General features: G+C 47.1%; 20 protein-coding genes. 3 read left to right on the top strand and 17 right to left on the bottom strand.

Features of this window, described 5'->3' with window-relative positions; all coding sequences use genetic code 11:
- The coding region (locus tag KDD36_02135; GenBank protein ID MCB0395422.1) for a polysaccharide biosynthesis C-terminal domain-containing protein at positions 1–347 on the top strand (347 nt) is incomplete at its 5' end.
- A 7-nt stretch (positions 348–354) separates the two neighbouring features.
- Here the strand turns inward: KDD36_02135 and KDD36_02140 are convergent.
- The 7 genes from KDD36_02140 to KDD36_02170 form a co-directional block, all read right to left on the bottom strand.
- Positions 355–3,633 (bottom strand): M1 family metallopeptidase, encoded by a 3,279-nt coding sequence (locus KDD36_02140; protein ID MCB0395423.1) that lies wholly within the window; start codon positions 3,631–3,633, stop codon positions 355–357.
- Between the two features lie 211 nt (positions 3,634–3,844).
- A complete protein-coding gene (locus tag KDD36_02145; protein ID MCB0395424.1) occupies positions 3,845–5,371 on the bottom strand; it encodes a T9SS type A sorting domain-containing protein in 1,527 nt (508 codons plus the stop codon).
- 30 nt (positions 5,372–5,401) lie between these two features.
- The gene (locus KDD36_02150) at positions 5,402–5,986 is read right to left on the bottom strand and encodes a hypothetical protein (GenBank protein ID MCB0395425.1); all 585 of its coding nucleotides are present in this window, start codon (positions 5,984–5,986) and stop codon (positions 5,402–5,404) included.
- Positions 5,987–6,239: 253 nt separating this feature from the next.
- Complete coding sequence (locus KDD36_02155; GenBank protein ID MCB0395426.1) at positions 6,240–8,720, bottom strand: T9SS type A sorting domain-containing protein; 2,481 nt, start codon at positions 8,718–8,720, stop codon at positions 6,240–6,242.
- Positions 8,721–9,048: 328 nt separating this feature from the next.
- Positions 9,049–9,996: a YihY/virulence factor BrkB family protein gene (locus KDD36_02160; GenBank protein ID MCB0395427.1), complete on the bottom strand. Its 948-nt coding sequence runs from the start codon at positions 9,994–9,996 to the stop codon at positions 9,049–9,051.
- Complete coding sequence (gene nadC, locus KDD36_02165) at positions 9,996–10,889, bottom strand: carboxylating nicotinate-nucleotide diphosphorylase (GenBank protein ID MCB0395428.1); 894 nt, start codon at positions 10,887–10,889, stop codon at positions 9,996–9,998. The genes KDD36_02160 and nadC overlap by 1 nt, the downstream gene beginning before the upstream one ends.
- The gene (locus tag KDD36_02170) at positions 10,873–11,274 is read right to left on the bottom strand and encodes a DUF4783 domain-containing protein (GenBank protein MCB0395429.1); all 402 of its coding nucleotides are present in this window, start codon (positions 11,272–11,274) and stop codon (positions 10,873–10,875) included. The genes nadC and KDD36_02170 overlap by 17 nt, the downstream gene beginning before the upstream one ends.
- Positions 11,275–11,421: 147 nt before the next feature.
- Between KDD36_02170 and KDD36_02175 the strand changes: the two genes are divergently transcribed.
- On the top strand, positions 11,422–11,892 hold the full coding sequence (locus tag KDD36_02175) for a 23S rRNA (pseudouridine(1915)-N(3))-methyltransferase RlmH (protein ID MCB0395430.1): 471 nt from the start codon (positions 11,422–11,424) through the stop codon (positions 11,890–11,892).
- Between the two features lie 24 nt (positions 11,893–11,916).
- On the opposite strand, the gene KDD36_02180 is transcribed toward KDD36_02175, so the two are convergent.
- Positions 11,917–13,020: a glycosyltransferase family 4 protein gene (locus KDD36_02180; GenBank protein ID MCB0395431.1), complete on the bottom strand. Its 1,104-nt coding sequence runs from the start codon at positions 13,018–13,020 to the stop codon at positions 11,917–11,919.
- On the bottom strand, positions 13,004–14,239 hold the full coding sequence (locus KDD36_02185) for a glycosyltransferase (GenBank protein MCB0395432.1): 1,236 nt from the start codon (positions 14,237–14,239) through the stop codon (positions 13,004–13,006). The genes KDD36_02180 and KDD36_02185 overlap by 17 nt, the downstream gene beginning before the upstream one ends.
- Before the next feature lie 36 nt (positions 14,240–14,275).
- Here KDD36_02185 and KDD36_02190 point away from each other — a divergent pair, with 36 nt between their 5' ends.
- Positions 14,276–15,673 carry a hypothetical protein gene (locus tag KDD36_02190; GenBank protein ID MCB0395433.1) on the top strand — a complete coding sequence of 466 codons (1,398 nt, stop codon included), beginning with the start codon at positions 14,276–14,278 and terminating at the stop codon, positions 15,671–15,673.
- Here the strand turns inward: KDD36_02190 and asnB are convergent.
- The 8 genes from asnB to KDD36_02230 form a co-directional block, all read right to left on the bottom strand.
- The gene (gene asnB / locus KDD36_02195) at positions 15,636–17,465 is read right to left on the bottom strand and encodes an asparagine synthase (glutamine-hydrolyzing) (GenBank protein ID MCB0395434.1); all 1,830 of its coding nucleotides are present in this window, start codon (positions 17,463–17,465) and stop codon (positions 15,636–15,638) included. The genes KDD36_02190 and asnB overlap by 38 nt on opposite strands.
- 1 nt (position 17,466) lies before the next feature.
- Positions 17,467–18,759, bottom strand: a complete 1,293-nt coding sequence (locus tag KDD36_02200) for a hypothetical protein (protein MCB0395435.1) — start codon at positions 18,757–18,759, stop codon at positions 17,467–17,469.
- A gap of 3 nt (positions 18,760–18,762) precedes the next feature.
- Positions 18,763–20,103, bottom strand: a complete 1,341-nt coding sequence (locus tag KDD36_02205; protein ID MCB0395436.1) for a hypothetical protein — start codon at positions 20,101–20,103, stop codon at positions 18,763–18,765.
- A 5-nt stretch (positions 20,104–20,108) separates the two neighbouring features.
- Positions 20,109–20,846: a methyltransferase domain-containing protein gene (locus tag KDD36_02210; GenBank protein ID MCB0395437.1), complete on the bottom strand. Its 738-nt coding sequence runs from the start codon at positions 20,844–20,846 to the stop codon at positions 20,109–20,111.
- A 135-nt stretch (positions 20,847–20,981) separates the two neighbouring features.
- The gene (locus KDD36_02215; GenBank protein ID MCB0395438.1) at positions 20,982–22,169 is read right to left on the bottom strand and encodes a glycosyltransferase; all 1,188 of its coding nucleotides are present in this window, start codon (positions 22,167–22,169) and stop codon (positions 20,982–20,984) included.
- The gene (locus tag KDD36_02220; protein MCB0395439.1) at positions 22,162–23,067 is read right to left on the bottom strand and encodes a sulfotransferase; all 906 of its coding nucleotides are present in this window, start codon (positions 23,065–23,067) and stop codon (positions 22,162–22,164) included. Before KDD36_02220 ends, KDD36_02215 begins: the two co-directional genes overlap by 8 nt.
- A 12-nt stretch (positions 23,068–23,079) precedes the next feature.
- Positions 23,080–24,045, bottom strand: a complete 966-nt coding sequence (locus tag KDD36_02225; protein MCB0395440.1) for a polysaccharide deacetylase family protein — start codon at positions 24,043–24,045, stop codon at positions 23,080–23,082.
- A gap of 30 nt (positions 24,046–24,075) precedes the next feature.
- Positions 24,076–25,008, bottom strand: a complete 933-nt coding sequence (locus tag KDD36_02230) for a glycosyltransferase (GenBank protein ID MCB0395441.1) — start codon at positions 25,006–25,008, stop codon at positions 24,076–24,078.
- Positions 25,009–25,096 lie beyond the last annotated feature (88 nt).

Below are 25,096 nucleotides of genomic sequence, written 5' to 3' on the forward strand. Positions count from 1 at the left end.
TTTTCCTAATGATCGTTTTTGCATTTACCTCCAATCTGATATTTATACCAAAGTATCAGATGATTGGTGCGGCGGTTGCCACTGCTCTGTCTTCGATAATGTTCAATATTTTAAAATATCTGTTCATATGGAAAAGGTTTGGCTTGCAGCCGTTTGATAAGGATACCGTTATAGGAATGGTATTGATTATAGCGATTTATTTTGCCGCCAAAGCCATCCCATCTGTTGATCAACCAATTCTGGATATTGCTATTCATTCCGGCATAATAGGAATTGCCTATTTCCTGATCCTATATTTGACCAGGATCACGCCTGAACTATTCAACTGGAGGGATTTCCTAAAGTAGGCGTTTGTTAAAATGCCCTGCTCACCCCAAATACGTACCTCAACTGAACAAACTCCGGATCCACGGCAGGTGTTCTGTTAAGGAATATGGGCAGATCCAAACGAAGTGTCAACGGTTCTGTCATTTCAAGTGGTGGCCATTTCTTGATGGTGAGTGCAAAACCCAAACCGGCATCCGCCCTCAGATCGGCAAATGCGAAATTCTCATTCTGTTCTGACATATTGATCAGGCCTGCATCTGCAAACAGGTAAGGTGTGAAACCCAATATCCTGCTTAATGCTTTAGGACGGAATCGCACCAGCTTGTCCAACTCCAGTTCGGTATTCAGCGACACGCCCGTTCTGCCTTTGTAAACCGTTCGCACCTCATCATTATCATCAAGCTGTGCCACAAGGTAACCGGCATATCCCCTCAGGTTAAGGCCACCACCATGATGCAGGTGTTTGGTGTTATCACCGAAGCCCTGGTACCGCCTGTCATAGTAAGGAATGGAACGAACAAACTTATTATCCATCATTTCTTCCGGATTGGCTCCTGCCAGGAATAATGACGACTCCGGTGCCCAGTTCTTTCCAAGACCTATCTGGGCAAAGACACGCGTGCGCAGGAGGGTCTTCCATATCCAGGTATGATTGACTGCACGAAGTCTTACATATGCATAATCATAATCACTGGCAAAGGTGCTGGACCGAAGTTCCGCATTCACGGAACCTGCACCCCGCTTGTAACGGTAACTACGTTCCACGCCTAACTCCAGGGTATTGTTGAATTTGATCTCAGAAGAGTCCCTGGCCACACCCCACTCCTCAGGATAGATCAGATAGGTCAGGTCCGTGCTATCCACCCGGTACATGACCTTACCATTGAGATGCCATGTGGTGTTTGACCTGTTATTGCGCTTACTGAATCCGCCTGTAAATGTATTCAGTCCATCGATGTGGGAAGTTCCAAGCGCCAATTCGGACGCCGGAATGAACTTATCTGTAGCGGTGCGATACTGCAGATTCCAGGATATGTTATCATACCTTCCGAAATCGATATTTTCAGGCAGTTTGGATTGCAGTAATCCGGTGTTCAACCAAACGCTTGCATGGATGCGATGAAATTTTTGCAGGTAATTGCCATTGACATGGAAACCCATTTTCACACCATCATATCCATTATACCAGACATCCGGCCTGCCAAAGAGTTCATAATGGTCCCAGTCGGATGCATTCCTTATCCGGGCATCATAATTCAGGGTATAAGGAAAGCGCCAGGTATTGTTGAGTTTGTTGACATCAGCCAATCGCCCTGAAGGATCAATAATCACATCCTGTATACCGCCCGGCATGGAAATGGTGACCTCATATTCCTGGTTGAGAATCCCGCGGCCGGACCACTTCGGAAGAATCGTAGCGTCCGTCTTCTTCACAAACCATTGGTTAGGGATATGAAAATCCCTGATCTTACCATCCACACCCACTACCCTGAAATCTATGGGCATTTCCATATCTCCCTTTCTGCGAAACCGGATCACATAGGTATCCATGTCGATGCCTGGTTTCACACGACTGACCGCATAGTCTATGGTTTTGTTTGTTTCCATCCATTGATCGAAGAACCAATTCAGATCCACCTTGGTATAGTTGATAATGGAAGCCCTGAAATCTTCAAAATAAGGGTGACAGAATTTCCACTGATCAAAATAATGGCGCATGGCATCCATGAACAAATCTTTACCCAGCACATATTCCAGGTTGAACATCATCGCCGCCGTCTTGTAATATACATTCCTGTAGCCGGCACCTATATCGGGGAATAGAGAGAAGTCATCGGAATGGGTGTTGAGCGTGGCCAGATCCCCGTCAATGGCTCCATCTATATATGGTTGCATTGCCCTGCGCCATAACACAAGATCCCGGTTTTTGAATTTTCTAACATACTTGCTTTTGGCTCCGCTGGCCGGCAGGGTATCACCTTCAAGCTTCATGAGTGAATAAGCTGTTAGCCACGAAGTAAAACCTTCGTCGAGTGCCGCCCGGTAAGTTTCATTGTTCCCTACCTGTCCGAAGAACCAGTTGTGTCCAATCTCATGGCAAAGCAGGCCCCGGTAACCGGGATCACCACCGTTATCAAGTGTGAGCATGGGGTACTCCATGCCATCCCTGGCATCGGCAACGATCATCTTATGATAATTGTACATGCCAATATCCTCACTGTACAACTGAACAACTTTTGCCGCATATTCCGCTGCATTCTGCCAACGCGAGGCATGTGCCTCCTGTGCTAAAGCCACGCACCGGATCTTGCGCCCACGCTGCCCTTCCGGTACATATTCAAATTCTCCGATACGATATGTAGGGTCCGCGGTAAAGGCAAAATCATGGACATTTTCCGCATGAAATTTCCAGACCTTTCGTTGGGTGGTATCGTAGGGAGTGATGACAGAGGGTGCCTCATTCCACGGCTTGTCTTTGAAGTTCTTGATGTCCAGTTTTTCTCTGAGTGCCGGCGGAAGTACCTCATCTCTGTTCAGGAGAAAACCGGTGGCATCCAGGACCATGTCATTGGCAAAATCCAGTTCTACATCATAGGTTCCATAGTCTCCGTAAAACTCCCTGCCGAGATGCTGATCCGTGGTCCATCCGAATTTATGATCATAGACCGAGATTCTCGGATACCAGTGCACGCCATCGTAATGCTTGAAGTTTCCGCTAAGGAAACGCTTCATACGTCTGCGCATGGCATAGTTGGTTAGGGCACCTCCCCTTCCATCATACAAACCGAAGTAGGTGGTAAAAGCAATGTCGAAGGTAATGCTTTCACCCGGTTTTAGGGGTTTGTTCAGGAAGACTTTCATAACCGTATTATCCGTTTCCGTCTTCAGGTCCTGACCTGCAGATTTGATCTCCTTCACTTTTGTTCCCAATCCGTTCAACTCATAGGGATTGTAAGAATATCTCCTTCCCGCCGCAGCCTCCATTTTCTCATAGTAAGAGCCCGGCTGAAAAGCGTTCTGGTAAAGATGGAAATACACAAACGGAAGTTCATCCGGCGAGTTGTTGGTATACACAAGCGTTTCAGTCGCCTCTATCACATCACTCACTTCATCGATACGGGCATGGATGGTGTAGTGAACATCCTGTTGCCAATAATCGGCATAAGGTTTTCTGTTCTTCCAGTAATGCGGATTTGATTTTACAGCGTAGGTATTGGGGGGGCGGAGCGGATCATGCTGTTGGGCGATCGCAACGGCGAAGGCGGTCAGCAATATGAAGGTGAATGCAAATCTGATTCTGCTCATATATAGATTCTCTTTGTTCTGTATTCGTTCCTGGATCATTCTGACCCAGTTACGAATGTACAATTTTGAAAAGACATGCTTCGTAGAAACAGAACTGATGCGCGTAACCACCGGATATAAAAAAGCATCACCCGTTCCGGACGTTGAGCCGGAAACAGGTGATGCACATGGATCGCGTTGCACAAACGCGTTTGAAATCAAGCTTACGGAGCTACCTCGAAAGGACAACCCTGTCCATGAGTAAATGAGCGCCGGATAACACCCTGACAGCGTACATACCATCAGGCAGGTGCTCCATATTCACATCCAGCGCGGGGCCTGAAACGGCGCTGTTCCGGTAAACCACCTTTCCCGTCATGTCCACGACAGACACTTCACTTCTCTCTGACGATGGCAATGCGATATGCACCATATCCTGTGCAGGGTTCGGGTAGATACGCATTGTACGTGTACCCGATATCTGATCCATGCCGGTGGTCTGATCGCAACCCTGTGGGGTCACCTCCCAATCGTAGAAGAAATAGTAATAGTTCGGATCGGTGGTTCCGTAGTCTGTTTGTGTAATGGAAACCAATCCCGAGATATCGTAAGGAAAAGAAGCCCCTGAATTATTTCTGTACAGACTCACAGTGGACCCGGTGACCTTGATATGGTAACCCGTTCCCGGATCCACAGAAAAACCAAGCGACACACGACTTTCCCCATCGGGTATATTCACCGTTTTACTGAGTAACACATTTCCTTCCACAGCATCCAGCACTTCGATGGTCCGGTCACCGGCGCCATCTGCAAATACTTTCACAGACTTGATCACGGATGGTTTAAGCACATCAAAGATGAGACCCCGCATATCATTGGAGGAAAAATACCCGCCACTGCCAACGGAAGCATAATCCTGCGGACCACCTTTAACAGAAGGAAATGGGTCTCCGGCCAGTACGGTAATGGGGGTCACCTTTGTGTCCTTGCCGTTGGCATTGGTCACGGTCAGAGAGACATTATATGTTCCCTGCGCGAAGGTATGTGTTGGGTTTTGCTGGTTTGATGAGGTACCGTCATCAAAGTCCCATTTCCAGCTGTCCGGATTCCCGGTTGAATTATCGGTGAACTGAACCGTCAGACTACCCCAGCCCGAGCTGTTATCGACATTGATATCGGCGGTGGGCATGCTTCCTCCGGGAGCGTCTGTTACTTCCAGGCCTTCCTTCCATGTACCGGAGCTTCCGCTGATCACGATGGAACTTCCTCCACTGTAGTTGCCGGTAGTCGTTCCGTTCCAGGGATCCATGACGGTCAGCTTGCTCGTGGAAGTATTGTATCCGCATCCCACAACCACATGGCCTCCGCTGCTGTTCCACATGACGCCAATAATAAATGGTCTTTCATCACCGAGTATTGTTGTTATCTGAGATACGGATAACGGTCCTGTATAGAGTTTGCTGTTGACCGGTCCGAAATGCGTGAGAATATCCTTAATGGGTATCATCTCATTGGTCTGGTTACATGAGCCGGGGGAACCGCAGCAGGTGCTCTTATTCCAATTGAAGTTGTTTATTTCACACTGCGATGCTTCCGTGCCATAGTAACGAAGGATACATTCACTATTGGCAGCCCAGCACCAGTTTGACTGGGTTTGCATGACTACTTCAACATCTGCAGTAACCGTTTGCGCATTGGCTGCGCCAGCTAATCCGATCGCAAAACCAACAATGGCTAAAAGCGTTTTTACGTTTTTCATAAAAGAGGTCTTTTGTTGATTTATATTGAATTATCTGGAATGACCCGGGATGGACTTCGCCAATTCCGGCAACGAATATGATGGCTGTACGTCATCTGACAGTCCAAGGAAGGACCTCGCGGAAGACAAGGGAATGAACATTCCATCCTCGACCGGCTTATTCTGCTCGTTGTAGGTGACAAACGAACAACCGTTTATATAGTCGTTCAGCAAAACCCTTCGCGCATCCGCGGCTACCTTTTCTTTTTCTTCTGCCACCTGAAGATCATGGGCCAGGATAGATGCACCCACCGATTGAATCTCCGTTTTACCATTCACCTCACCTACGGTAAGTAGCGCCCTGAATTCATTATCAACGCTCACCACCACATAGAAAAACCCTGTTGGTGTAATGCGTCCCTCTTTGTCCAGAGCAGTGATCTGATAAAGCGAACCTAAAGTTACCTTTGCAAATTCTGCCCGGTTATGAAACCCGTGTTGCTGCTCCAGGCCTGCAGGAATAACCTCCAGGTAGGATTTTAAATTGTTCTGTGCGACCTGCATGATCCGGCTGTTCTGAGAAAAACCAAATAGCGATGTACAGAGTGTTAAAAAGAATACTGCTACTTTTTTCATAGATCGGTTTTTAAGATAATCCAGTTAAAACTCCGTGAAGTAATACCTCATAAGTCTGCCGGTACAGGCACACGAAGGCATTGCCATCAAGCGAAATCGGTAATCGATGTGGTCCGGAAAATCCGGTCCGTTGCAATGTTGCTACTCAGGGAGAGGGAGAACTCCGCTGGTATAACCCCAACTAAATACAGATAGTTCGGCTCGTTCCTCACCTCCCACTGCATAAGTTGGCGTGATATCTACTACTTCTACTTTACCTGGAAAGAACAATCTTTCCGACAGATAACTTTTGTCCGTATTGAACCTTCACAATATATACACCATTGGACAGGTCGCCCATGAATACCTTCATGGAAGTGCCTGTTACAGATGATTGTTGAAACACGTTTTTTCCGGCCACATCCACGATGTTCACTTCGCATGGCCCTGATGATGGCAGCTCTATGTGTACAAGATCCGTTGCAGGGTTAGGGTAAACAGAAATTCCGGAATTTGATTTGTCCATACCAAGACCTACCGTTTGATCACAACCTTGTTGCACAACCTCCCAGTCATAGAAATAGTAATAGTAATTCGGGTCGGTGGATGCATAGTCCGTTTGTGTAATGGAGATCAGTCCTGAAATATCATAAGGAAAGGAGGCGCCTGCATTATTTCTATAGAGGCTGACAAGGGAACCGGTGATCTTGATATGATAATCGGTGCCGGGATCCAGGGCAAAATCCAGGGTAACGCGGCTTTCTCCATCAGGAATATTCACCGTTTTGGTATGCACCACATTACCACCGACCGCGTCAAGCACTTCGATGGTGCGGTCACCGGCACCATCTGCAAATACTTTCACAGACTTGATCACGGAAGGTTGCAGCACATCGAAGATCAATCCTCGGGTGTCATTGGCAGTGAAGTAACCGCCGCCGCCAACAGAAGTATTGTCCACAGGCCCACCTTTGACTGCGGTATACGGCTGGCCTGTCATCACCGAAATGTATTGCGTTTTTATCTCGGAATCGGTTCCATACTGGCTTGTGGTTGTCAGGGTAACCGTATAATCACCGGGTGTGCTGTACGTATGGGTCGGGTTTTGCAGGGTTGATACCGGACTGCTGTCACCGAAATCCCATGACCAGGAAGTAGGACTGTTGGCGGATTGATCGGTAAAGGAGACTGTCAAAGAACCACAGCCTTCCGTCGCATCTGCGGTGAATTCGGCAACGGGAGGATTGGTATTTGGTCCTTCGGGATAGGATCCGGAAATATCAAAATACCCCAGCGAACCGTAATCAGAATAACCGGTGTTCAAGGGGTTTCCATAACCCACGCCATCAATTTCAATATAGTATGTACCTGCGGCAAGATTTTGGGAAATGCTTGCGCTCAGGCCGGTCGGATCTGATTTAACGATTTCCGCACCGGTATTGTCAAGAAGTCGTGCCTGAATATCCAGGTTGGGGTGATCAAGAAAGTCATCCGCAGGATTGAAGTCAAACTGCACACTCCCTCCCGTCGTGGTGAACTCAAACACATCTTTATCGGTTCGTTTTTCAATGATACCATGGTTGTCGGCCGCTGCCACATTTCCTGATCCATCCGTTACCAGAGGCGTGGCATTGCTGGTGGTATTGCTGTGATCGTCGGTCTTATACCCGGCATCGATAATATTGGCGATGGTGGCCACATCATCCTGTGAAGTATTTGTCGCCCCCTGATATTCCCCCTTACTGAACTGGGATATCTTTCTTTTTGTAGGGCCATAGGATGCGCCCATGATCGGACCCCAGTCTCCGTGTCCCAGGTAATAATTGGTTCCGGCATTGTTATCACCGTCATGTTCAAGGCCAACCGTATGACCGAACTCATGAGACCCTGTCTCCGCTTCCCCTTTGAATTCACTTGAGAAAAATGCCCAGCAAGGATCGTTTCTGCCATCGGAAAAGGAAGAGATATAGGCCACACCTCCATATTGCGGTGCAGCGGTATTGGTCGTTGTGTAGATACACATCATGCGCTGATCCGCAGGTGCATTGTCATAGCGGGCCCGGATCGTGGTCACATTCACATTGAAAGGCAGATAATCCTCCGAAGTCAGTTTCCAGGCATTGGTGATATTCTGATCGCTCCAGTTGAGCGACTGGGCATTGATGGTTTGTCCGTTGTTCCATCTGCTGGTTGACACCTCTCCATCAAAATCGAGGTAGAGAACACCGGTAGCACCCGGTTGGCTTTCGAGCTGTGGGATGGCCATTTTCTCCTGTGCTTCAATGATCTCTTCGGAGGTCATTCCATTCGACAGCGTAAATGCATTGGCAGGAAGTTCCCAGGCATCCACACCAATCACTTTATTAATGTCAATGGGCCGAATGGCAACCTGACCTGAAGGGGTGGTAAAAATATCAAAGGCTTCCCGGGTATCCATAAAAATGACCTTTCCGGAAATGGCATCCGGATATCCGTCAAAAAAGAAGGAGGCGTGTTCCACACCTGCAACTCCCCCGATCACATCATAGTATCCATTGGTAACGGTATTCACATTCACCTCCACCTGAATCTCACGGGAGGCATCCAATGCCACGGTTACCGGCTGTCCTGTTTTATTAGGACTAACGAACGGTTCCACAAAATCGATAACCGTTCCCTGCAATTGTACCTTTACTTCTGCCTGCGCAAAAGCGAATGTCACTCCAAATAACATAATGGAGAGACCCACTATTCCTTTTCTTGTCATCGTCTTCATCGAGAAAATAATTATACTAATACCATACCCTGCACTACTCCACGCGGGGTCTTGTGGCAATGATTGGTCTGCGGTTAGCTCGGCAGAATACTTCCATTAAGAGAATCAAATTGTGAGCGTCACTGATTGCAAAATGAGAATGACATTGACCAAAGTCAACAAACATTTTATTCCCATATTATGTTTCAAAACGGCGTGACATAATCTAAATAACTATTTATATGCACTTTACATTAAATATTATAAAGGATATAATCACATTAAACAAGCCCATACCGGCCATACATGATGATTTTAAGGACGGTATTCCGATGTATTTCGGAATCCTTTATTGAAGCGTGGGCTTGGTACCCGCAGATTTGATACTGGCATTGAGTTCAAAGCCGATCAGCAGGATAAGAGAATTGAAATATATCCAAAGCATCATCACGATAATGGTACCGAGTGAGCCGTAGAGTTTGTTGTACTGTCCGAAATTATTGACAAAAAAAGCGAATCCCAGAGAGGTCAGGATGGAGAAAAAAGTAGCGGCGGTGGAGCCTGCGGAGATGAAGCGCCATCGGGACCGCTTTGCAGGACCGAGAAAATATATAAACGAAATGGTGAAGAAATACAGGGCGATCATAATGAGCCATTTTCCACCTTCAAAAAGCAGGATGGTCCATTGTTCTTTCATCCAGCTTTCATCCACCATCAATTGAAGTACTTGCTTTCCAAGGATAATGATCAGAATAGCCGCAAGAATGAGCGTACTCATGATTAACATCAGAACAATGGATACCAGGCGTTGCTGGATAAAGTTTCTTGTCTCAACAGCGTGGTAGGTCTGATTGAAATTATGGATCATGGAGTTGATCCCGTTGGTAGCAAAGTAAAGCATGGAAAGGAAACCAACAGATAGCAGGCCACCTCTTTTGTCATTGACAATTCCTTCTATGGTTTGCCGGGAAGCATCAAAAACATTTTCCGGAAGGATACTCCCCAATAGCTCCATTAACTGATCCTGAAAATCGGCAATCGGAATATAGGGGATGAGGGTAAAGAAAAAGATGATGGCGGGAAACAGGGCCAGAAAAAAGTGAAAGGCCATGGATGACGCCCTGGTGGTAATCGAACTTTTCCTTAGTCCCGAAATAAAAAAGCTCGCCACACTATACAGAGGCAACTTATCGAATCCGGGAATAACAATGCGCTTGGAAATAGCCAGAATATGTGCCACCACTTTCAGTTGCAGCAGGTACGATATCACTTTCCCGGGCTTCCTCTCTTCGTGCATTAAAACACGGTTTTTAGACTAAGGTCCAGACACTTCACGGAGTGGGTGAGACTACCTGAAGAGATGAAGTCCACCCCGGTATCTTTGTAGGCATGAGCATTTGACGGGCCAATATTACCGGATGCCTCGGTGGTTATCCGGCCTGCTATCCGCTCCGTTGCCATTTTCAGTTGACCGGGGGTGAAATTATCCAGGAGTATGCGGTAGACATTCTCCGCGGCAAGCACCTCCTCCACTTCCTCCATTGTCCGCGCCTCAATGACCACAGGTAGATCCAGGCTATTTTCTTTCAGGTAAACCGCCACCCTGTTCAGCGCTTCTGTAACACCACCACAAAAATCAATATGGTTATCCTTGATCAACACCATATCATCAAGGCCGAATCTGTGATTGTATCCGCCACCTACTGTGACGGCCCATTTCTCAAGCAACCGGATGCCGGGTGTGGTCTTTCGGGTATCCAGCACTTTGATACCGCTTCCTTCAAGCACCTGTACCATATCACGGGTAGCAGTAGCAATTCCGCTCAAACGTTGCATAAAGTTTAACATTACACGTTCGGCGGATAACAGAGAGGCCGCAGGACCTTTCGCATGTAATATGGTATTCCCCGGGCGAACCGAATCTCCATCATTCACGTGTGGGATCACTTCAATCGACCTATCAACAAGCTGGAATACTTCCCTGGCAAGATAGACGCCTGCAATGACACCTTCATCCTTGGCCACCAACTGTGCTTCCCCTGTCAATTCTTTGCGCAGACAGGCCAGGGAAGTATGATCGCCCTGGCCGATATCCTCGTCGAGGGCAGCTTTTAGTAAGCGTCCGCGTCGTTCCGGATCGGGCAAGGGAAACCTGTCTGACAACTGCAATGTTTTACTTTGGATTGGCATCGAGCTCAAAGCTAAGGGAGTCGATGGTATACGAGTCACCGGTTTTCTTCAGCAAAAAATAAGTGCGGTACACCTTATCTCCGCTTTCGAATTTTCCGATGGCATATTGTGAGCCGTCCTTTGCAGCACTTTTGTGCATCAGGGTAAATGCCTTCGGCGGATTCCGGGTGAAGAAGTCTTTCAGTATCTGGGCCGCCTGCTCACGACTGAAAGCATCTTCATCATCCTCGATGGTGAGGGTCACTGTATTGGCCATAAATCGTGATAACTCCCTGGCACTTCCGGCACGAATGGCAGCCGAAATATCATCCGACACATCCACCACCGCGAATGTAGAGAGGTAAACTCCGGTAAGCAAGATCACAAGTGCACCAAATTTTTTCATTTGCGTATCAATAAAAGGTTCTGAACCATACCGGAGCTTGTGTACTGCACGTAGGTACAACCACCGGCCTTGTTTCTTTTGATTACCTTCACACAAAAACCAAGCCAATTCAAAGGCACCTTTGCGAAAATATAAAATCCCGGGGAGATGAAAATATCCGTGATGGCTGTCGGAGAAACCGATAAGTCAGAACTGACAACACTTATCAACGATTATTCGAAGCGCATTTCACGTTATCTGCCAATCACATTTGATGCCATTCCTCTTCGTAAAATCCGGTCCTCATCTCCCCATGAACAGTTAAAGGCTGAAGGAAGATTACTTCTTGATCGCATCAGCGATACGGAAGAAGTTATTCTGCTTGACAGCACCGGGAAGGGATATACATCAGAAGCATTTTCAGATTGGATTCAAGAACGCATGAACCGTTCTACCCGCCACCTGGTTTTCATGATCGGCGGGGCTTATGGGTTTTCGGAGGAAGTCATTGCGCGGGCCAATGGAAAAATATCCCTTTCGTCCATGACCTTCACGCATCAGATGGTCCGCATCATTCTATTGGAGCAGATATACCGGGCTTTCACCATCCTGAACAATGAACCTTATCATCACGGTTAATCATTACCGGACCGATGAAGTCATTCATCCCCGGATATCCATCGCTTCACGAATGTATTTCAGATAATCGGCAGAGAATGATTGCAGGGAATAATGCTCCCGGATTGTTTCATAACCCTTGGCTCCCAATTGTTCCCGAAGGGATTTGGTAGTAATCAGGGTGGAGAGTTTTTCAACCCATTCAGATTCGTTTCCGGCAAGAAAACCGTTGACACCATCATTGATAATCTTGTTGTTCACACCGACCGGTGACATCACCGTAGGAATTCCCAGGGACATATATTGCAACCCTTTGAAACCACATTTCCCCTGACTCCAATCATCCTGAGGAAGCGGCATAATCCCTATGTCAAAACTCGCAAGGTCTGCAATTTCCGTCTCCAGGTTCCACTTACAAAACTCGGTGGCCAATCCGTTGGTGGCTGGTGGAACATCGGCTATCACCCTTATCTTCATCCGGTCTCCAAAGGTTTTCTTGAGTTGATGCATAGCGGGCAGCACCAACTCGAAATGCTTTAACGTAGTGGAAGTGCCTGTCCATCCGATCACCACATGATCCTGGTCATTTGTTTGTTTCCGATGCGAATGGTAATCCATGTCTATGGTTGTAGGCACCAGTTTCACACGTGTATTGAACCCGGATGCGTATTTCGCCAGGTAGTCATTACCGGCAAATACCATATCAGCCATGGCTATGATCCGGCTCGTTTTGGAAGGTCTCTTCAGCCAGGCAAACTGTTGATTGCCTTCAGACACATCCTGCAACCAGATGGCATCATCAAAATCCATGATCACAGGTGTATCGGACCGCTGCAATAATCGTTCGAACACAGTTGAACCGAGCATCAATGCTTCCCGGTAAACCACGATCAGATCAAAGTGGTCGGCTTTGAGCACGTCTTCCAGCCGCTTCAGAAAGCTTTTAAACAGGATGGCCGTCTTACGTAGATAGTTGCCTTTGCTGTAAAAGACCTGATCATCTTTCTCACTTATGATATGTGAATGGGTGACATCAAAGCCGTTGGACTCCAGCAGCGGCATATATTGCTCAAACCGGAAACGTTGTCCCGGTGAACGCCCAGGCCGGTGCGCAGCGATATAAAGTATTTTTTTACGAGGCGAGGTCATTCGCTGGTTGTAGTGAGCAATAAATCCTGTCAAAGGCTTCGATGCCCTGCTCTAACGAAAAATGGCGTAATGCGGTTTCCCTCAGATGTTCGGGATCCTGATCCAGGAGATGGTCGAGGTTTTCCAATGCCTCATGGTATGCGGATTCGGTAAAAGTCATTACAGGTTTAAGGTTGAAAGCTTCTTCGTACACCTGATCCACATCACCCACACCTGCATTTGTAATGATCGGAATTCCTGCATTAAGCAGTTCACCCATTTTGGTTGGGGAAGATGCTTTCTTGGAAAATACCGGCCGGATAAAGAATATCGAAAGATCGAACACATGAATGGCTTCTGCCACTTCATTCCTCGTCAGTCTTTGCACCCTGATACGATCAGCGGGAATTCCATGCTTTACCCCCTCGCTAAGAATGAGGGACGGTGGATCCGGGGAAATAAAAAGAAACACGGCGTTGCTGCGTTTCTCAAGAAGCACCTTAAAAAACGCAAGCATCTCATCCAGCATATACCACGTTCCGATGGACCCCAGATAACCCAGGACAAAATGATCATCCGGAATATCCAGCTTATTTTTCCAGGCCTTGATACGGGGTTCTTCAACAGAGGTGGTAAACACATTCGGGTCTGCACAGCACGGTATCACCGAAACGGGCACCTTCCTGGCTTCCATCCAATCACGCTCCATGATGACCCTTGCTGCTGTGGTGAGGGACACAATGTGATCCGCCTGAGCGATCCCCTGTTTTTCAACTTTTTTAAAGTATTTGTAGATGGCGTTGTAAATGGGGTTTGAACGTTTCCACAGACCACCCTCGGCCCGCTCATCGGCGTAAAAACCTCTCATGTCAAAGACCAGAAACAACTTCCTTTCCTGCTTCATTTTCAGGCCTGCGATCAACGGAATATAACTCCTGCAATGTACAGCCTGAATACCCTTGTACTCACAGATATCCCTGGTTTTTCTCACCAGCCGCCTCACATTACCCAGGGTTGAAAGAACCGGAAGTTTGTTTCTGTAGTTGAGCGGTACCCAGTCTATCCCTGACGCGGCAAGGTATTCTCTCATTGCCACCTCACCATGGCGCAGCTGTTTCTTCTCAAAGCTGATCAGTGTGATCGCATGCCCTTTGCGCACCAATCCCTGTATGTACGGAATGACCTGCGATTGACCCAGGGGATCTAACATACCATCATAAGAGAGGTAGAGGATTTTCAATTGATTATCTTTGGTTCGCACGGTAAAAATACCATATTGGATCTTTTTACATCACAAGACCTCATTCTTATTCCACTTTTCCTCGCCGGGATCAGCTATGCTGCATTCTTCATCGCGAGCAGGTATATCCCGGAGTCATTCGACCGGGGAATGTTCTTCACAGCACTAATCTACAAACTGGTAGCAGCCTCAGCATTTTGTGCGGTTTATGCCTTTTACTATGGTGGTGGTGATACCATCAACTACTTTCGGGGCAGTGTATCGCTGGTGAATCTGGCCAGAGAGAATCCCACGGCCATGTGGTCGATCATGGGCAATGATCTTTCTTTTGAGAATTTCATGTCCTTTACGAGCACCACGGGATGGCCTCCGTTCTACATGTGGCGGGATGCCAATACATTTTCCGTCATTCGCTTTTCGTTTCCTTTTTGCATGATCGCCTGGAAAAGCTTTTTGTGTACCACATTTCTTGTTGCTTTCTACAATTTTATCGGCCCCTGGAAACTGTACACCCTGTTCAAGAGTTATTTCCCGGGCATTCGGTTACAACTTGCGGTTTGTATCCTGTTTATTCCTTCGCTGATTTTCTGGGGGTCAGGTATCATGAAAGACTCCTTCACGTTAAGCGCCACATGTTGGCTTACCGTGAATTTCCATCGGATCATGCTGGAGAAAAAGAAGATTCCTATCAACCTCCTTTTCATGACCCTGAATTTATTTCTGATCATCAACCTCAAGCCATACGTTCTGCTTTCATTGTTCCCGGTATTGCTGGTTTGGGTAAACAATGCCTATATCAAACAAATACCGAACAAGATCCTCAGGGCGGTGTTCTTTCCGATCTTTTCCATCCTGATCGCTGCCACAGGGTATATCACATTTTCAACCTTCGGAAGTATTCTGGGTGAATATGGGGATGTGGATAAGGCGATCAAAAAAGCCCAGATTATTCAGGCAGACCTGTTGCGAGAGGAACAATATGGCTCCAACAGTTACAATATCGGCACCATTGATGGCACAATTACCGGCATGCTACGTCTTGCACCCATGGCCATATTTACAGCCATTTTCCGGCCACTTCCAAATGAGATCGGAAGTCCGATCATGGTGTTATCGGTCATCGAGAATTGCATCCTTCTTGTGTTCACATTTCTGACCCTTTTGAGGTATCGTTTAAGGCAGATCATCCGTACTATTCTGGACAACCCGCTCATCACATTCTCCCTCGGTTTCAGTTTATTTTTTGCCTTTGGTGTGGGGCTGGCTTCCACCAATTTCGGTGCACTGGTAAGGTATAAGGCACCGCTGGTTCCATTCTTTTATTCGGCCATTTTTATGATCAGACACCTGAACAAGCAGAGAATTGAGGAACAAAACGAAGCGGCTAAGGAGGCGGCTAAGAATGCTCCGAGAGAAATCGGCTTAGCAATATAGCCGACCATAGCCTATGGCATTGGCTGTCATCTCCGGCCTGAAACGCTTGTAGTGAATGACGAACAGGTTCCGTATGCATCTCCGGCCATTTTTTTAACTGTGCATCTGACAAATGATCATGAAGGAGAAAGGCCAGATCCCTTCTCAACCATTTGGCCAGCGGAATACTAAAGCCCTGTTTTTTTCTGAATACCAGATCTTCCGGCAGATAACGACACAGGGCTTTTTTCGGTAGCCATTTCAATATATGTTGCGCATTGATCTTGTAACGTGCGGGCAGGTTCACCGCCCATTCCACCATCCGGTGATCAAGGAACGGCACCCGAATCTCGAGACCGGAACGCATGGACATCATATCCACCTTCACAAGCAGATCCTCCGGAAGATAATGTGAGAATTCAAACGCGAATTGCTGCATGAGTGGAGGCAGCGTTCCATAAGGCTTCATCATATTCCTCTCCATTTCAAGCAAGTCACATCCTGTCATTTCGAGAATGTCCTTCTGCTTATAAAATGCTTGTTCGGATGCGAAAATATGGGATGCCTGAGTCAATCTGTCCTTTGCCCGGAAAAGCTCCGCCCTGGATCTCATGCCACGATTGGCGCGTCGAACCATATCGGCTATCAGCCACCGGACCGGCCATACCAGTGGGTTATTCAATCGTTGCATCCACTGAAACCGGCCGTAGCCCATGAACAACTCATCCCCGCCATCACCGGCCAGGACAACCGTCACCTCCTTTCGTGCCATGCGGGAAATGATCATAACCGGCAATGCTGACGAATCCGCAAAAGGTTGGTCAAAATGATCCATCGCATGAAGTAATTCCTCCCGGGCATCTTTCTCCGTTATCACCCATTCAGTATGATCGGTATCCAGCAGTCCGGCCACCCTGGAAGCAAACGGAAGTTCGTTGTATGCCTGTTCTTCAAACCCTATTGAAAATGTTTTGACAGGAGCGTTGGCCTCCTGACGGGCAATCGCAGTAACCAGACTTGAATCCACGCCGCCGCTTAAAAATGTTCCGAGTGGTACATCACTGATCAAGCGCTCTTTCACTGATGCAGTCAGCAGATGTATGAACATTTCCTCGGCCTCATTGGCAGAAAATACCGGTCGGCTGATCTCCGAAGTGGAGAACGTCCAATACCTTTCCATTTTTAGCCCCTGATCGTCGATAAACGCGTAATGTCCGGGGGGAAGGGAACTTATTTCGTGGAATGCTGTTTGATGATCAGGCACAAAACCGAACCTGAGAAAACCGGCAAGTGAATGTTGAGACACGGTCACAGCCGGCATCAATGCTCTCACAGCTTTGATCTCGGAGGCAAAACATATACCATGACCCCATTGACCGACATAAAGGGGTTTGATCCCAACCCGGTCGCGACAAAGGAATAACCTTTTCTCCTGGCGATCCCAAACGGCAAAGGCAAACATCCCATGCAATTTCCGCGGCAGTGTTTCACCCCACTTTGCAAAGGCTGCCAGCAAAACCTCCGTATCCGACTGGGTTTTGAAAGGCCCGTCAAGTTCCTTCCTTAATTCTTTGAAATTATAAATCTCCCCATTGAACACAATCACATATCGTCCGTTTGAAGAGGCCATTGGTTGGTTTGCGGCAGCTCCGGTATCAAGTACGGCGAGTCTCCGGTGTCCCAAACCTACTCCGGATTCGGGATCTGAAAATGTACCTGAAGCATCCGGTCCACGGTGTTCCAGTAAGCGAACGGACAAATCCAGTTGGTCCGGGGTCACTTTAAATGAAAGGTATCCTGTAATCCCACACATGCTATAATCGGTTCAGGAGATGCACCAATTTTTCCACCTGTTGTTTTCTGGACAGTCCGGCGATCACGGCCTTATCCGGGCGGGTGGTATTGGCTTCTCCGCGGACTTTGGACAAGATCATTTCTTTCATTGAATTTTCCAACTGCTCACGGTTGTTGCAAATCACACCGAGATTGGTTTCCGTAAGCAGAGATTCCAGGATGTCATGGTCATTGGGGTAAAGCAAAACCGGCTTTCGAAGACCTATATATTCAAACACCTTGCTGGAGGGTACACCTTTGACCCCTCCATGTGCTATCATCAGCAACACGTCAGATTGTTGTTGTATCTCCAACACCTTTAGCCTGGGAATACGATCCGTGATCACCACATGATCTTCATAGCCTCTCATGTTTTTCCTGACCCTGTTTTCAGCTACAGAATCATAGGCCAATCCGGGAAAATGTATCACTATCTTCAGTTTATCTCCGGTTTGATCAATCAGGGATTTGACCACATCCAGGACTGTTTCAACGTCCTGACTTTCGTACAGGGTACCATTGTAAGTGATGATAAATTCAGTCGGACTAATTGGAGGATGGTCATTATCCATTTCCGGCAATTCATCATATCCATTCAGGACCACCTCCCCTTTCACACCTGTGAATTGTTGTATTTTCTCAACATACCACGGAGACACGGATGTGATGAAGCTCGCCGTACCAACCCAAAGCTTTTCGTTTACAGATGTGATCATCCGAAGCAACCTTCCGGTTAAGGTTTTGGCTTCTTCCAATTCGCTCGTATTCCAATCATCACGGTAGTCTGCGATCCAGGGGATGCCGTGTTTGCGGTGCAGCCGGTATCCGATCCTGAACTGTTCGAATGGATTTCCGGAAATGATCACGGCAGAAATATCCGGATCATTGGCAATAACCTTGTCTGCCTGCACCTGAAGGTCCTTCATCACACCAACCGGTGAGAGCCAATGATCGCATACCATTTGCCAGAGGGTTAACAAACGTGACAGGACCCGCCATGGCCGGTTTGCATGACGAACAACGTACCTGTCTCTGAAGGAAGGACGATATGGGAGCCTGAAAACTTCTGCTTTCCCTTCCCTTGAAAATCGTATGTCATTGCCACACGGACGAAGTGCATCCATTGGTCCATGGATGGCATTGGGCCAGCAACGAGTCACCACCACCGGCTGCCAGTTATATGCTTCCAGATACTTCACCCATGCCCCTGTCCGTTGTGCCGCGGTGAGCGTGCAAGGTGGATAGAAGTAGGAAATGACCAGAACCTTTTTCATACATCAGTTTACCGCCAGACTTTCATCCATCTCCTTCATTGATCTGATGATCGCCTCCAATACCTCAGGGTAATAATTTCCGGGAACACCATACCGATACATGGAGCGGTTATGCCATAATAAACACAGTGTAGTCCCTAATTTCAGAGCACGATCTGTTTTCTTTACCGCTGCGGCTACCGCATCATTCTTTTGAAGTTTCATATAATCCTTCAGCGTTCCTTCCATTAATGTAAGGGGTAGTTCGATGATGGAAAGAGGGTTGCCGTCTTTTTTATCCCATGGAACAAACGGGCGGGTGATGCCACCTCTGAACAACATCGAATCATGGAAGCCGAAGGTTGCATCAGCCGTTACCCCGGCCTCCTTCAGCATCGCAATGTTTTCCGGAAATGCGCCTTTCAGATAATGATTTCGGGAGATGACAGGCGCATGACCAAACACTTCCCTGAATTTTTCAACCTGGCGAAGCATCTGTTCTGTATTTCCTGGTGTATCATAATTCGGGTGCAAGGCATGCAACACATCCAGTGCCTGACAAGAAATAAGAAAACGTTTGAATTCCGGGGTTGCAAAATCATTCTCCACATCAAACTCCGGATGGCTTTTCATCACGAGGTGAAAACAGATGTTTACGGTGGTGATATTGCGGAACGTATTCCCGGGCACGAACATATCCGTACGCAGCATCTCCTCTGCCTTACTTTTGCCTTGCCACAGATAGTGGCGTTCATGAATCATCTGTTGGATATTTCCTTCTGAGATGGCACGCAAAAACCGGCGAACAGTTCCCTTTAAACCAATATGTCTTCGAAAATCAATGATATCAAAATCTGAAGTGAAATAGGCATGCTTGCGGAACAGGGAAGCCTCATTAAAGTGATGTTTCCTGAGAAAGAGTGTGATGAGAATATCAGCGACCGGTAATTCCAGGTAAGGCTTCAGTTCACTACGTACCTGAGTGGATGAAAGCCGACCATGTTTATCCGTTTCCAGTTGGGGAACGAAATAATATTCATTTACAAAAAAGTGTATCAGCTTGAGGTAGGCAACATGCAAACCTGCGAGTTTTTCCGTTACACCGGCCCATTGGATTTCTTCAATCTGAAGAATAATATCCAGGCATTCGCGGTCCTGATCGTCGAGCTCAGGGTGGTCAAAGTTGAATCGTTTCTCCTCATACGGATCAGACGCATTGTGAAAACGAATACGGAATCCATCCGGCGTATGCTCGACGGTATAATCTGTCTTCACTTTATTCGGAGAGAATGGCGAAGGACAAAATACGATGCCATCGAGGATGTATCGGATCTCCGATTCGCTTATTGCATCAAGTCCCCTCAACGGTTTCAGGATTTGGCTTCAAGTACCGCATGAAACCGATATCCATACGGTGGATACATGGAATAGTAAATCTCGGACCTCATGTCCAGTCGTTTTGCGATGGCTTCAATATCCGAATACTTGTACCAGAATCCTATCCCCAGGATATTCATATCGTTCTTCTGAAACAGTCTTTTGCGGAAAAGGTAGAACCTCGCCCGGGCCAGTTTCAATATGAGTGGCAGGTCCCGGGTATGGCCATGATTTTTGAAATGCTCAATAATGTATAAGTGCTGCATTTTCATATCGGGAATATTCATCACTACGATCTTCCCGTTACCGGTCAGTTTGTCTCGTGCACTTTTGATAAAACCAAATGCCTCTTCCAGGTTGAGGTATTGGATAAGGCCATTACAAAAAACCACATCAAAACCGGTATCTGGCATTCTCTCCAGGTCGCGTACATCCGCCTGCTGAAGTGCCACATTGGTTATGTTATTCCGCTTTAGTCTTTCGCCGGCACGTTCAACCATTTTCAATGAATAGTCAAGTGCGACAACCTTTTCAAAGGCACCGGCCAGGTGCAGGAGAAAGTCTCCGTTGCCGCATCCGCAATCCAGCAACTTACCACCCGAGCCCACATGGAACAAGATTTCGCGGGCATATTTCTCTACCCATCCCTCTTCGCTGTTGGCATGGTGAGGGTTATCCTCATTGACCCAATATTCTTTAAAAAATTCCTTTTGTTCTACTACCTGACTCATAGGTTAGAGGCTTCGGGTTACCCGGTTTCCATGACGATTTATCAAGGGATGAATATACGCTTTTATGGCCGATATCCTGAAGGATCACCTGACCCACTTTGTATCACAGAATCAACGGAAAGCAAAGGAGTAACATCAGGAACCGGCTTGTGTGACCAGTACATCTTCGTATACATCCACCAGCTGCTTTCCGATTGCATTCTCACTGAACCGTTCAAGGATTTTAGTTCTCGACAACTGTCCGTCAAATGTGCTGTATTCATGGAGGCATCTTGTCACTGCAGAAAGAAATGTGGATTCATCGGTCAGGGTATCGTTAAATTCCTGCATAAAATCCCGTGGACCACCTGAATCAGTTGCAATGACCGGCCGGCCAACAGCCATTCCCTCCAGGATACTCAATCCAAATGTTTCGAACTTACTGGTTGAGACAAGAACATGTGCCTTTTCCAGATGTGAGAGGGCGTCATTTCTTCCCATCTCCCCAAATATTTCCACCCTGGATTCCAGCCCGAGTTCAACGATCAAATGACGAATCTTGTGCTCTGTGACTCCTTTCCCGATAAGACAAAGCTTTACATCAAAAGAGTTACTTAATTCTTTGAAACGCGAAAGCAAAAAAAGATGATTTTTGTTTTCACTGAATTCCGCCATATACAGCAACAAAAAAGGCGGCGCAGGCGGAGGTGGCACAAAAGGTTTATCAAACATGTTGTTAAGAAGATTTGGCACCACCCGTATGGATGCAGGGTCCAGTTGATACTTCTCCACCAGTTTGTCCTTTAAGAAGTGGCTCACCGCGATAACATATCTCGCATGCCGGTAGACATTAAGGATCACCTCCTTTTGAGCAGGACTGAATGTATCATGGTCCAGGATCATGGAAGAGGCATGTTCCGTGATCACATACGGTATACCGGTTTTTTGGTGCAAATGGTACGCAGAAATTCCACCTATAAAAACGCAGTGTGCATGAAGGATGTCCGGCACCCCATGTTCACCGGTATATTGGTCAAACGCTTTTCTTAGCTGAGGCCACATACCGGCCACATTCAGTCTCAGATTTCTGGGGACCACGGATCGCACTTCCACCTGTAGTGTGGGTATGTCTCCATTCCTGCGCCACTCTGTTTTACCCTTCGTGAACATACCGGTTATTGAGAAACTACCATTCCACCTGGGATACATGACGCCAACCCGGAGGCCCTGGCGTTTGACCGCCTGGACCTGTTCATCGATGAAGGATGCGAAAAAAGGCAGATCATCCGACTTATACCAGGAGGGAAGGATCAGAATATGTCGTTCATTTTGCGACCTACTCATGGCTTGATGTATTTGCAGGTTCGTTGTCCGACCGCCATTGCTGGATGATATTTTTCCCGGGCAATTCCAGCGGAACAAGTTGATCCAAAACGGCACGACAATGTTCGGAAATCATCGCCCGAAGTTTACCCGGTGGCATCCGTTCATCTCCCTTGTTAAATACCCTGGTCAGATCGATATCTTTCGGCATGGGAGCTATGTTCAGGTCGGCACAGATACGGTTTAGAAGCACATCGGGTTGCAAAGCCAGATCATCGTAATAATAAATGTGAAATCTATCCTTGCCAAAAGCCTTCGACCATCTTTCAATGATATCATGATAGTTTCCGAAAGCTGATGCCCGTTCGATGGCTCTTTTCCAAACGTCAATATTGGATGTGTTTTCCTGAAGTTCAACATCACCTAATACCATGCGGAGATGAGACCATAAACGTTCGGCAGGGTTCCTCAGGATCAACAGTATTTTTACATGTGGATATGCTTTTGCGATTGAGTTGACGGTCTCTTCAGACAGCGCACTGTAGTCCGGTGTTACATCGCCACTGATCCGGTTTCCTTCCGGCAGAAACAGTTTCCGGTACCATGCATCATTTCTTTTTCCGAGAAAGTATCGGACATCCCACCGCAGGTGTTTCCAATTGCCGGATTTATAAGACAGGTATAGTCTGTTTTTAAACCGCCATCTCAGTCGCCTGTATTTTTCCTTTCTGCTAAAAATTTTGCTGTACCAATGATCGGACAACCCTTCTTCTTTTTCATCAAAATAATTGATCTGTTTTACAGGCGGAAGCCACACTTCAGGATGTTGTTTCAGCTGTTCATACAACCACGTCGTGCCTGCTTTCATGGCACCGATACATATAAAATCCGGTCCTTTTTTTATGTCAGGAGAGGTCACAGGATGTTGATATCAGATCGGGTGAATTGCATTCCTAAACGCATAGTTCAGCTGGTTCTTCCAGGAATAAGCGGGGTACAGGCCCACCCGTGTTCTTATCCTGGGATCATTGGTGGTGTCCCCGATATATGTTTCCGTGGTACATTGACAGGTAAGTCCAAGATCGTATGCCACATCAACAAGTTGAGGAGAGTAATCTCCATCTGGATAGGCAAGCGTTTGGATATCATAACCCACCAGATCGTGAAGATAGTTCTTTGATGAGATCAGTTCTTCCCTGGCCATCTCCAGTGGAACATTGGGAAGATTGTTATGATACCACGCGTGTGAACCTATCCGGACACAAGACGTATCCGCCGTCTTCCGGATCTCATCATCACTCATCAGCTGCCAGTAGTCAAGGAGTTCATCTTTGTACCGGTCGAATTTTTTCCCGAAAGCCTCGATCATTTCATGTTTGAAGCGATAATCATTCTTATGGCAAACTTCACTGAGCGATTCACCCGAATCCGGATCCTTATGCTCCTCTCCGGGCACATACCGGAAGGTTCGTCCATTGACCGTTACATCTTCCTTCACCAATGTCCTGGCAAGGCTCACCATATCACCCCACAGGATGTCGCAATCCAATCTGTTCACACCGGTCACAAAGATGGTCGCGGGCAATTTCCGTTTTACCAGTTCAGGAACCGCATATTTGAAAACATTTCTGAACGCATCATCAAACGTTATCGCCACCCTTGGTTTGGATGATTCCTCCCGGTCCTTTTCAGAAAAAATTTCCCTGAGATCGACCACCTGACAATGGGTGTGCAACCATTCAAGCTGATGAATAAAATCGCTCAGGGGCATATGCCTTAAGTTAAACCGCTTGCTGCCGAGTATGTCCACGCCATGGTACATCAGAATAAGAGAACCATTGCGTGGCTTGATGGTCAACGGCGACCCCCAGGATAAATCCACCCAGGTACGGTACATTTTATTTCCGATTCTCCGAAGCACTTTAGTTTACCTGGTCTTAATTCCAAGTGTACGATTTAACAGCAGTTTAATTCCCCCTTTTATATAGAATCCGGTATCCGACAAACGAAAGTACTTCTTCCACAACAATGTCATTAGCCGGAAAGCGATCTGGTATTGACCGCTTATCCTGGCGCTGTAAAAAAAGCCTGAAAGTTTTGTAAATATATAATCGGTGCGATTTTTTAGTGAAAACACCTCCGGTCTGATGGGGCCACATTGCGTGAAAAGATCCCGTACAGCGGTTTCATATCTCAAGACCTTTTCCAGCTGCACCTGCCTGCGAATCTGAACAACCCCCGATCCCTCGTGTGCCACCACATGTACGCAGGCGTCCTTTACGCCGTAATAGGGCCATCGGGTCAGGATGCGAAAGGCAAGATGGGAATCTTCCCAGATATTAAAACGAGGATCAAACCGTGTTTCCTGAAGCACATCCCGGTGTATGCAACATGCATTCAGCGGGAAGGTAAGGCGATGAGCGATCAGGTATTCCAACAGATCATTCCTGTCCGGGTATGGGCCGAACTCACCCATTGATTCTCCCCTGTCATTGACATTCTCAATCACCCCCATCATAAGCCCCGGGGTGGGTTTCACGGATTCAATAAAATCATGAAAAGCCTGCAGGTGATTGCTTGCAAAATGATCATCGCTGTCCAGAAAACAGATGTAATCTCCCTGCGCCTTATCAATGCCATTGTTCCGGGCAGCACTTCTTTCCGCGTTTTCCTGGTAGACATACTTGATGCGTGAATCCGTAAACCGGGAAACACGTTTGGAAGTATCATCGGTAGAACCGTCATCGACAATGATCAGCTCCCACGCCTCAAAGCTTTGTGTGATCATTCCTGTGATCGCTTTCTCAATCAGGTCACCACGGTTATATGTGGGTATGATGACAGAAAACAGAGGTTTCATTTCGTTGGCACAGGTCCTTTTGCCCGCTGTTAACCTACCGGCTGATCCGGATTTGCAACAGTTTGATGGCGATGCATTGTTACCTTCC

It is taken from the genome of Flavobacteriales bacterium (assembly GCA_020435415.1).
Classification (GTDB): Bacteria; Bacteroidota; Bacteroidia; order JACJYZ01; family JACJYZ01; genus JACJYZ01.

Coding starts and splice junctions, on each gene's coding strand:
- KDD36_02200 (MCB0395435.1), bottom strand. CDS start 18,759: ATGAAAAAGGTTCTGGTCATTTCCTACTTCTATCCACCTTGCACGCTC.
- KDD36_02155 (MCB0395426.1), bottom strand. CDS start 8,720: ATGAAGACGATGACAAGAAAAGGAATAGTGGGTCTCTCCATTATGTTA.
- asnB (MCB0395434.1), bottom strand. CDS start 17,465: ATGTGTGGGATTACAGGATACCTTTCATTTAAAGTGACCCCGGACCAA.
- KDD36_02210 (MCB0395437.1), bottom strand. CDS start 20,846: ATGAGTCAGGTAGTAGAACAAAAGGAATTTTTTAAAGAATATTGGGTC.
- KDD36_02145 (MCB0395424.1), bottom strand. CDS start 5,371: ATGAAAAACGTAAAAACGCTTTTAGCCATTGTTGGTTTTGCGATCGGA.
- KDD36_02150 (MCB0395425.1), bottom strand. CDS start 5,986: ATGAAAAAAGTAGCAGTATTCTTTTTAACACTCTGTACATCGCTATTT.
- KDD36_02175 (MCB0395430.1), top strand. CDS start 11,422: ATGAAAATATCCGTGATGGCTGTCGGAGAAACCGATAAGTCAGAACTG.
- KDD36_02230 (MCB0395441.1), bottom strand. CDS start 25,008: ATGAAACCTCTGTTTTCTGTCATCATACCCACATATAACCGTGGTGAC.
- KDD36_02215 (MCB0395438.1), bottom strand. CDS start 22,169: ATGAGTAGGTCGCAAAATGAACGACATATTCTGATCCTTCCCTCCTGG.
- KDD36_02180 (MCB0395431.1), bottom strand. CDS start 13,020: ATGACCTCGCCTCGTAAAAAAATACTTTATATCGCTGCGCACCGGCCT.
- KDD36_02170 (MCB0395429.1), bottom strand. CDS start 11,274: ATGAAAAAATTTGGTGCACTTGTGATCTTGCTTACCGGAGTTTACCTC.
- nadC (MCB0395428.1), bottom strand. CDS start 10,889: ATGCCAATCCAAAGTAAAACATTGCAGTTGTCAGACAGGTTTCCCTTG.
- KDD36_02140 (MCB0395423.1), bottom strand. CDS start 3,633: ATGAGCAGAATCAGATTTGCATTCACCTTCATATTGCTGACCGCCTTC.
- KDD36_02225 (MCB0395440.1), bottom strand. CDS start 24,045: ATGTACCGTACCTGGGTGGATTTATCCTGGGGGTCGCCGTTGACCATC.
- KDD36_02160 (MCB0395427.1), bottom strand. CDS start 9,996: ATGCACGAAGAGAGGAAGCCCGGGAAAGTGATATCGTACCTGCTGCAA.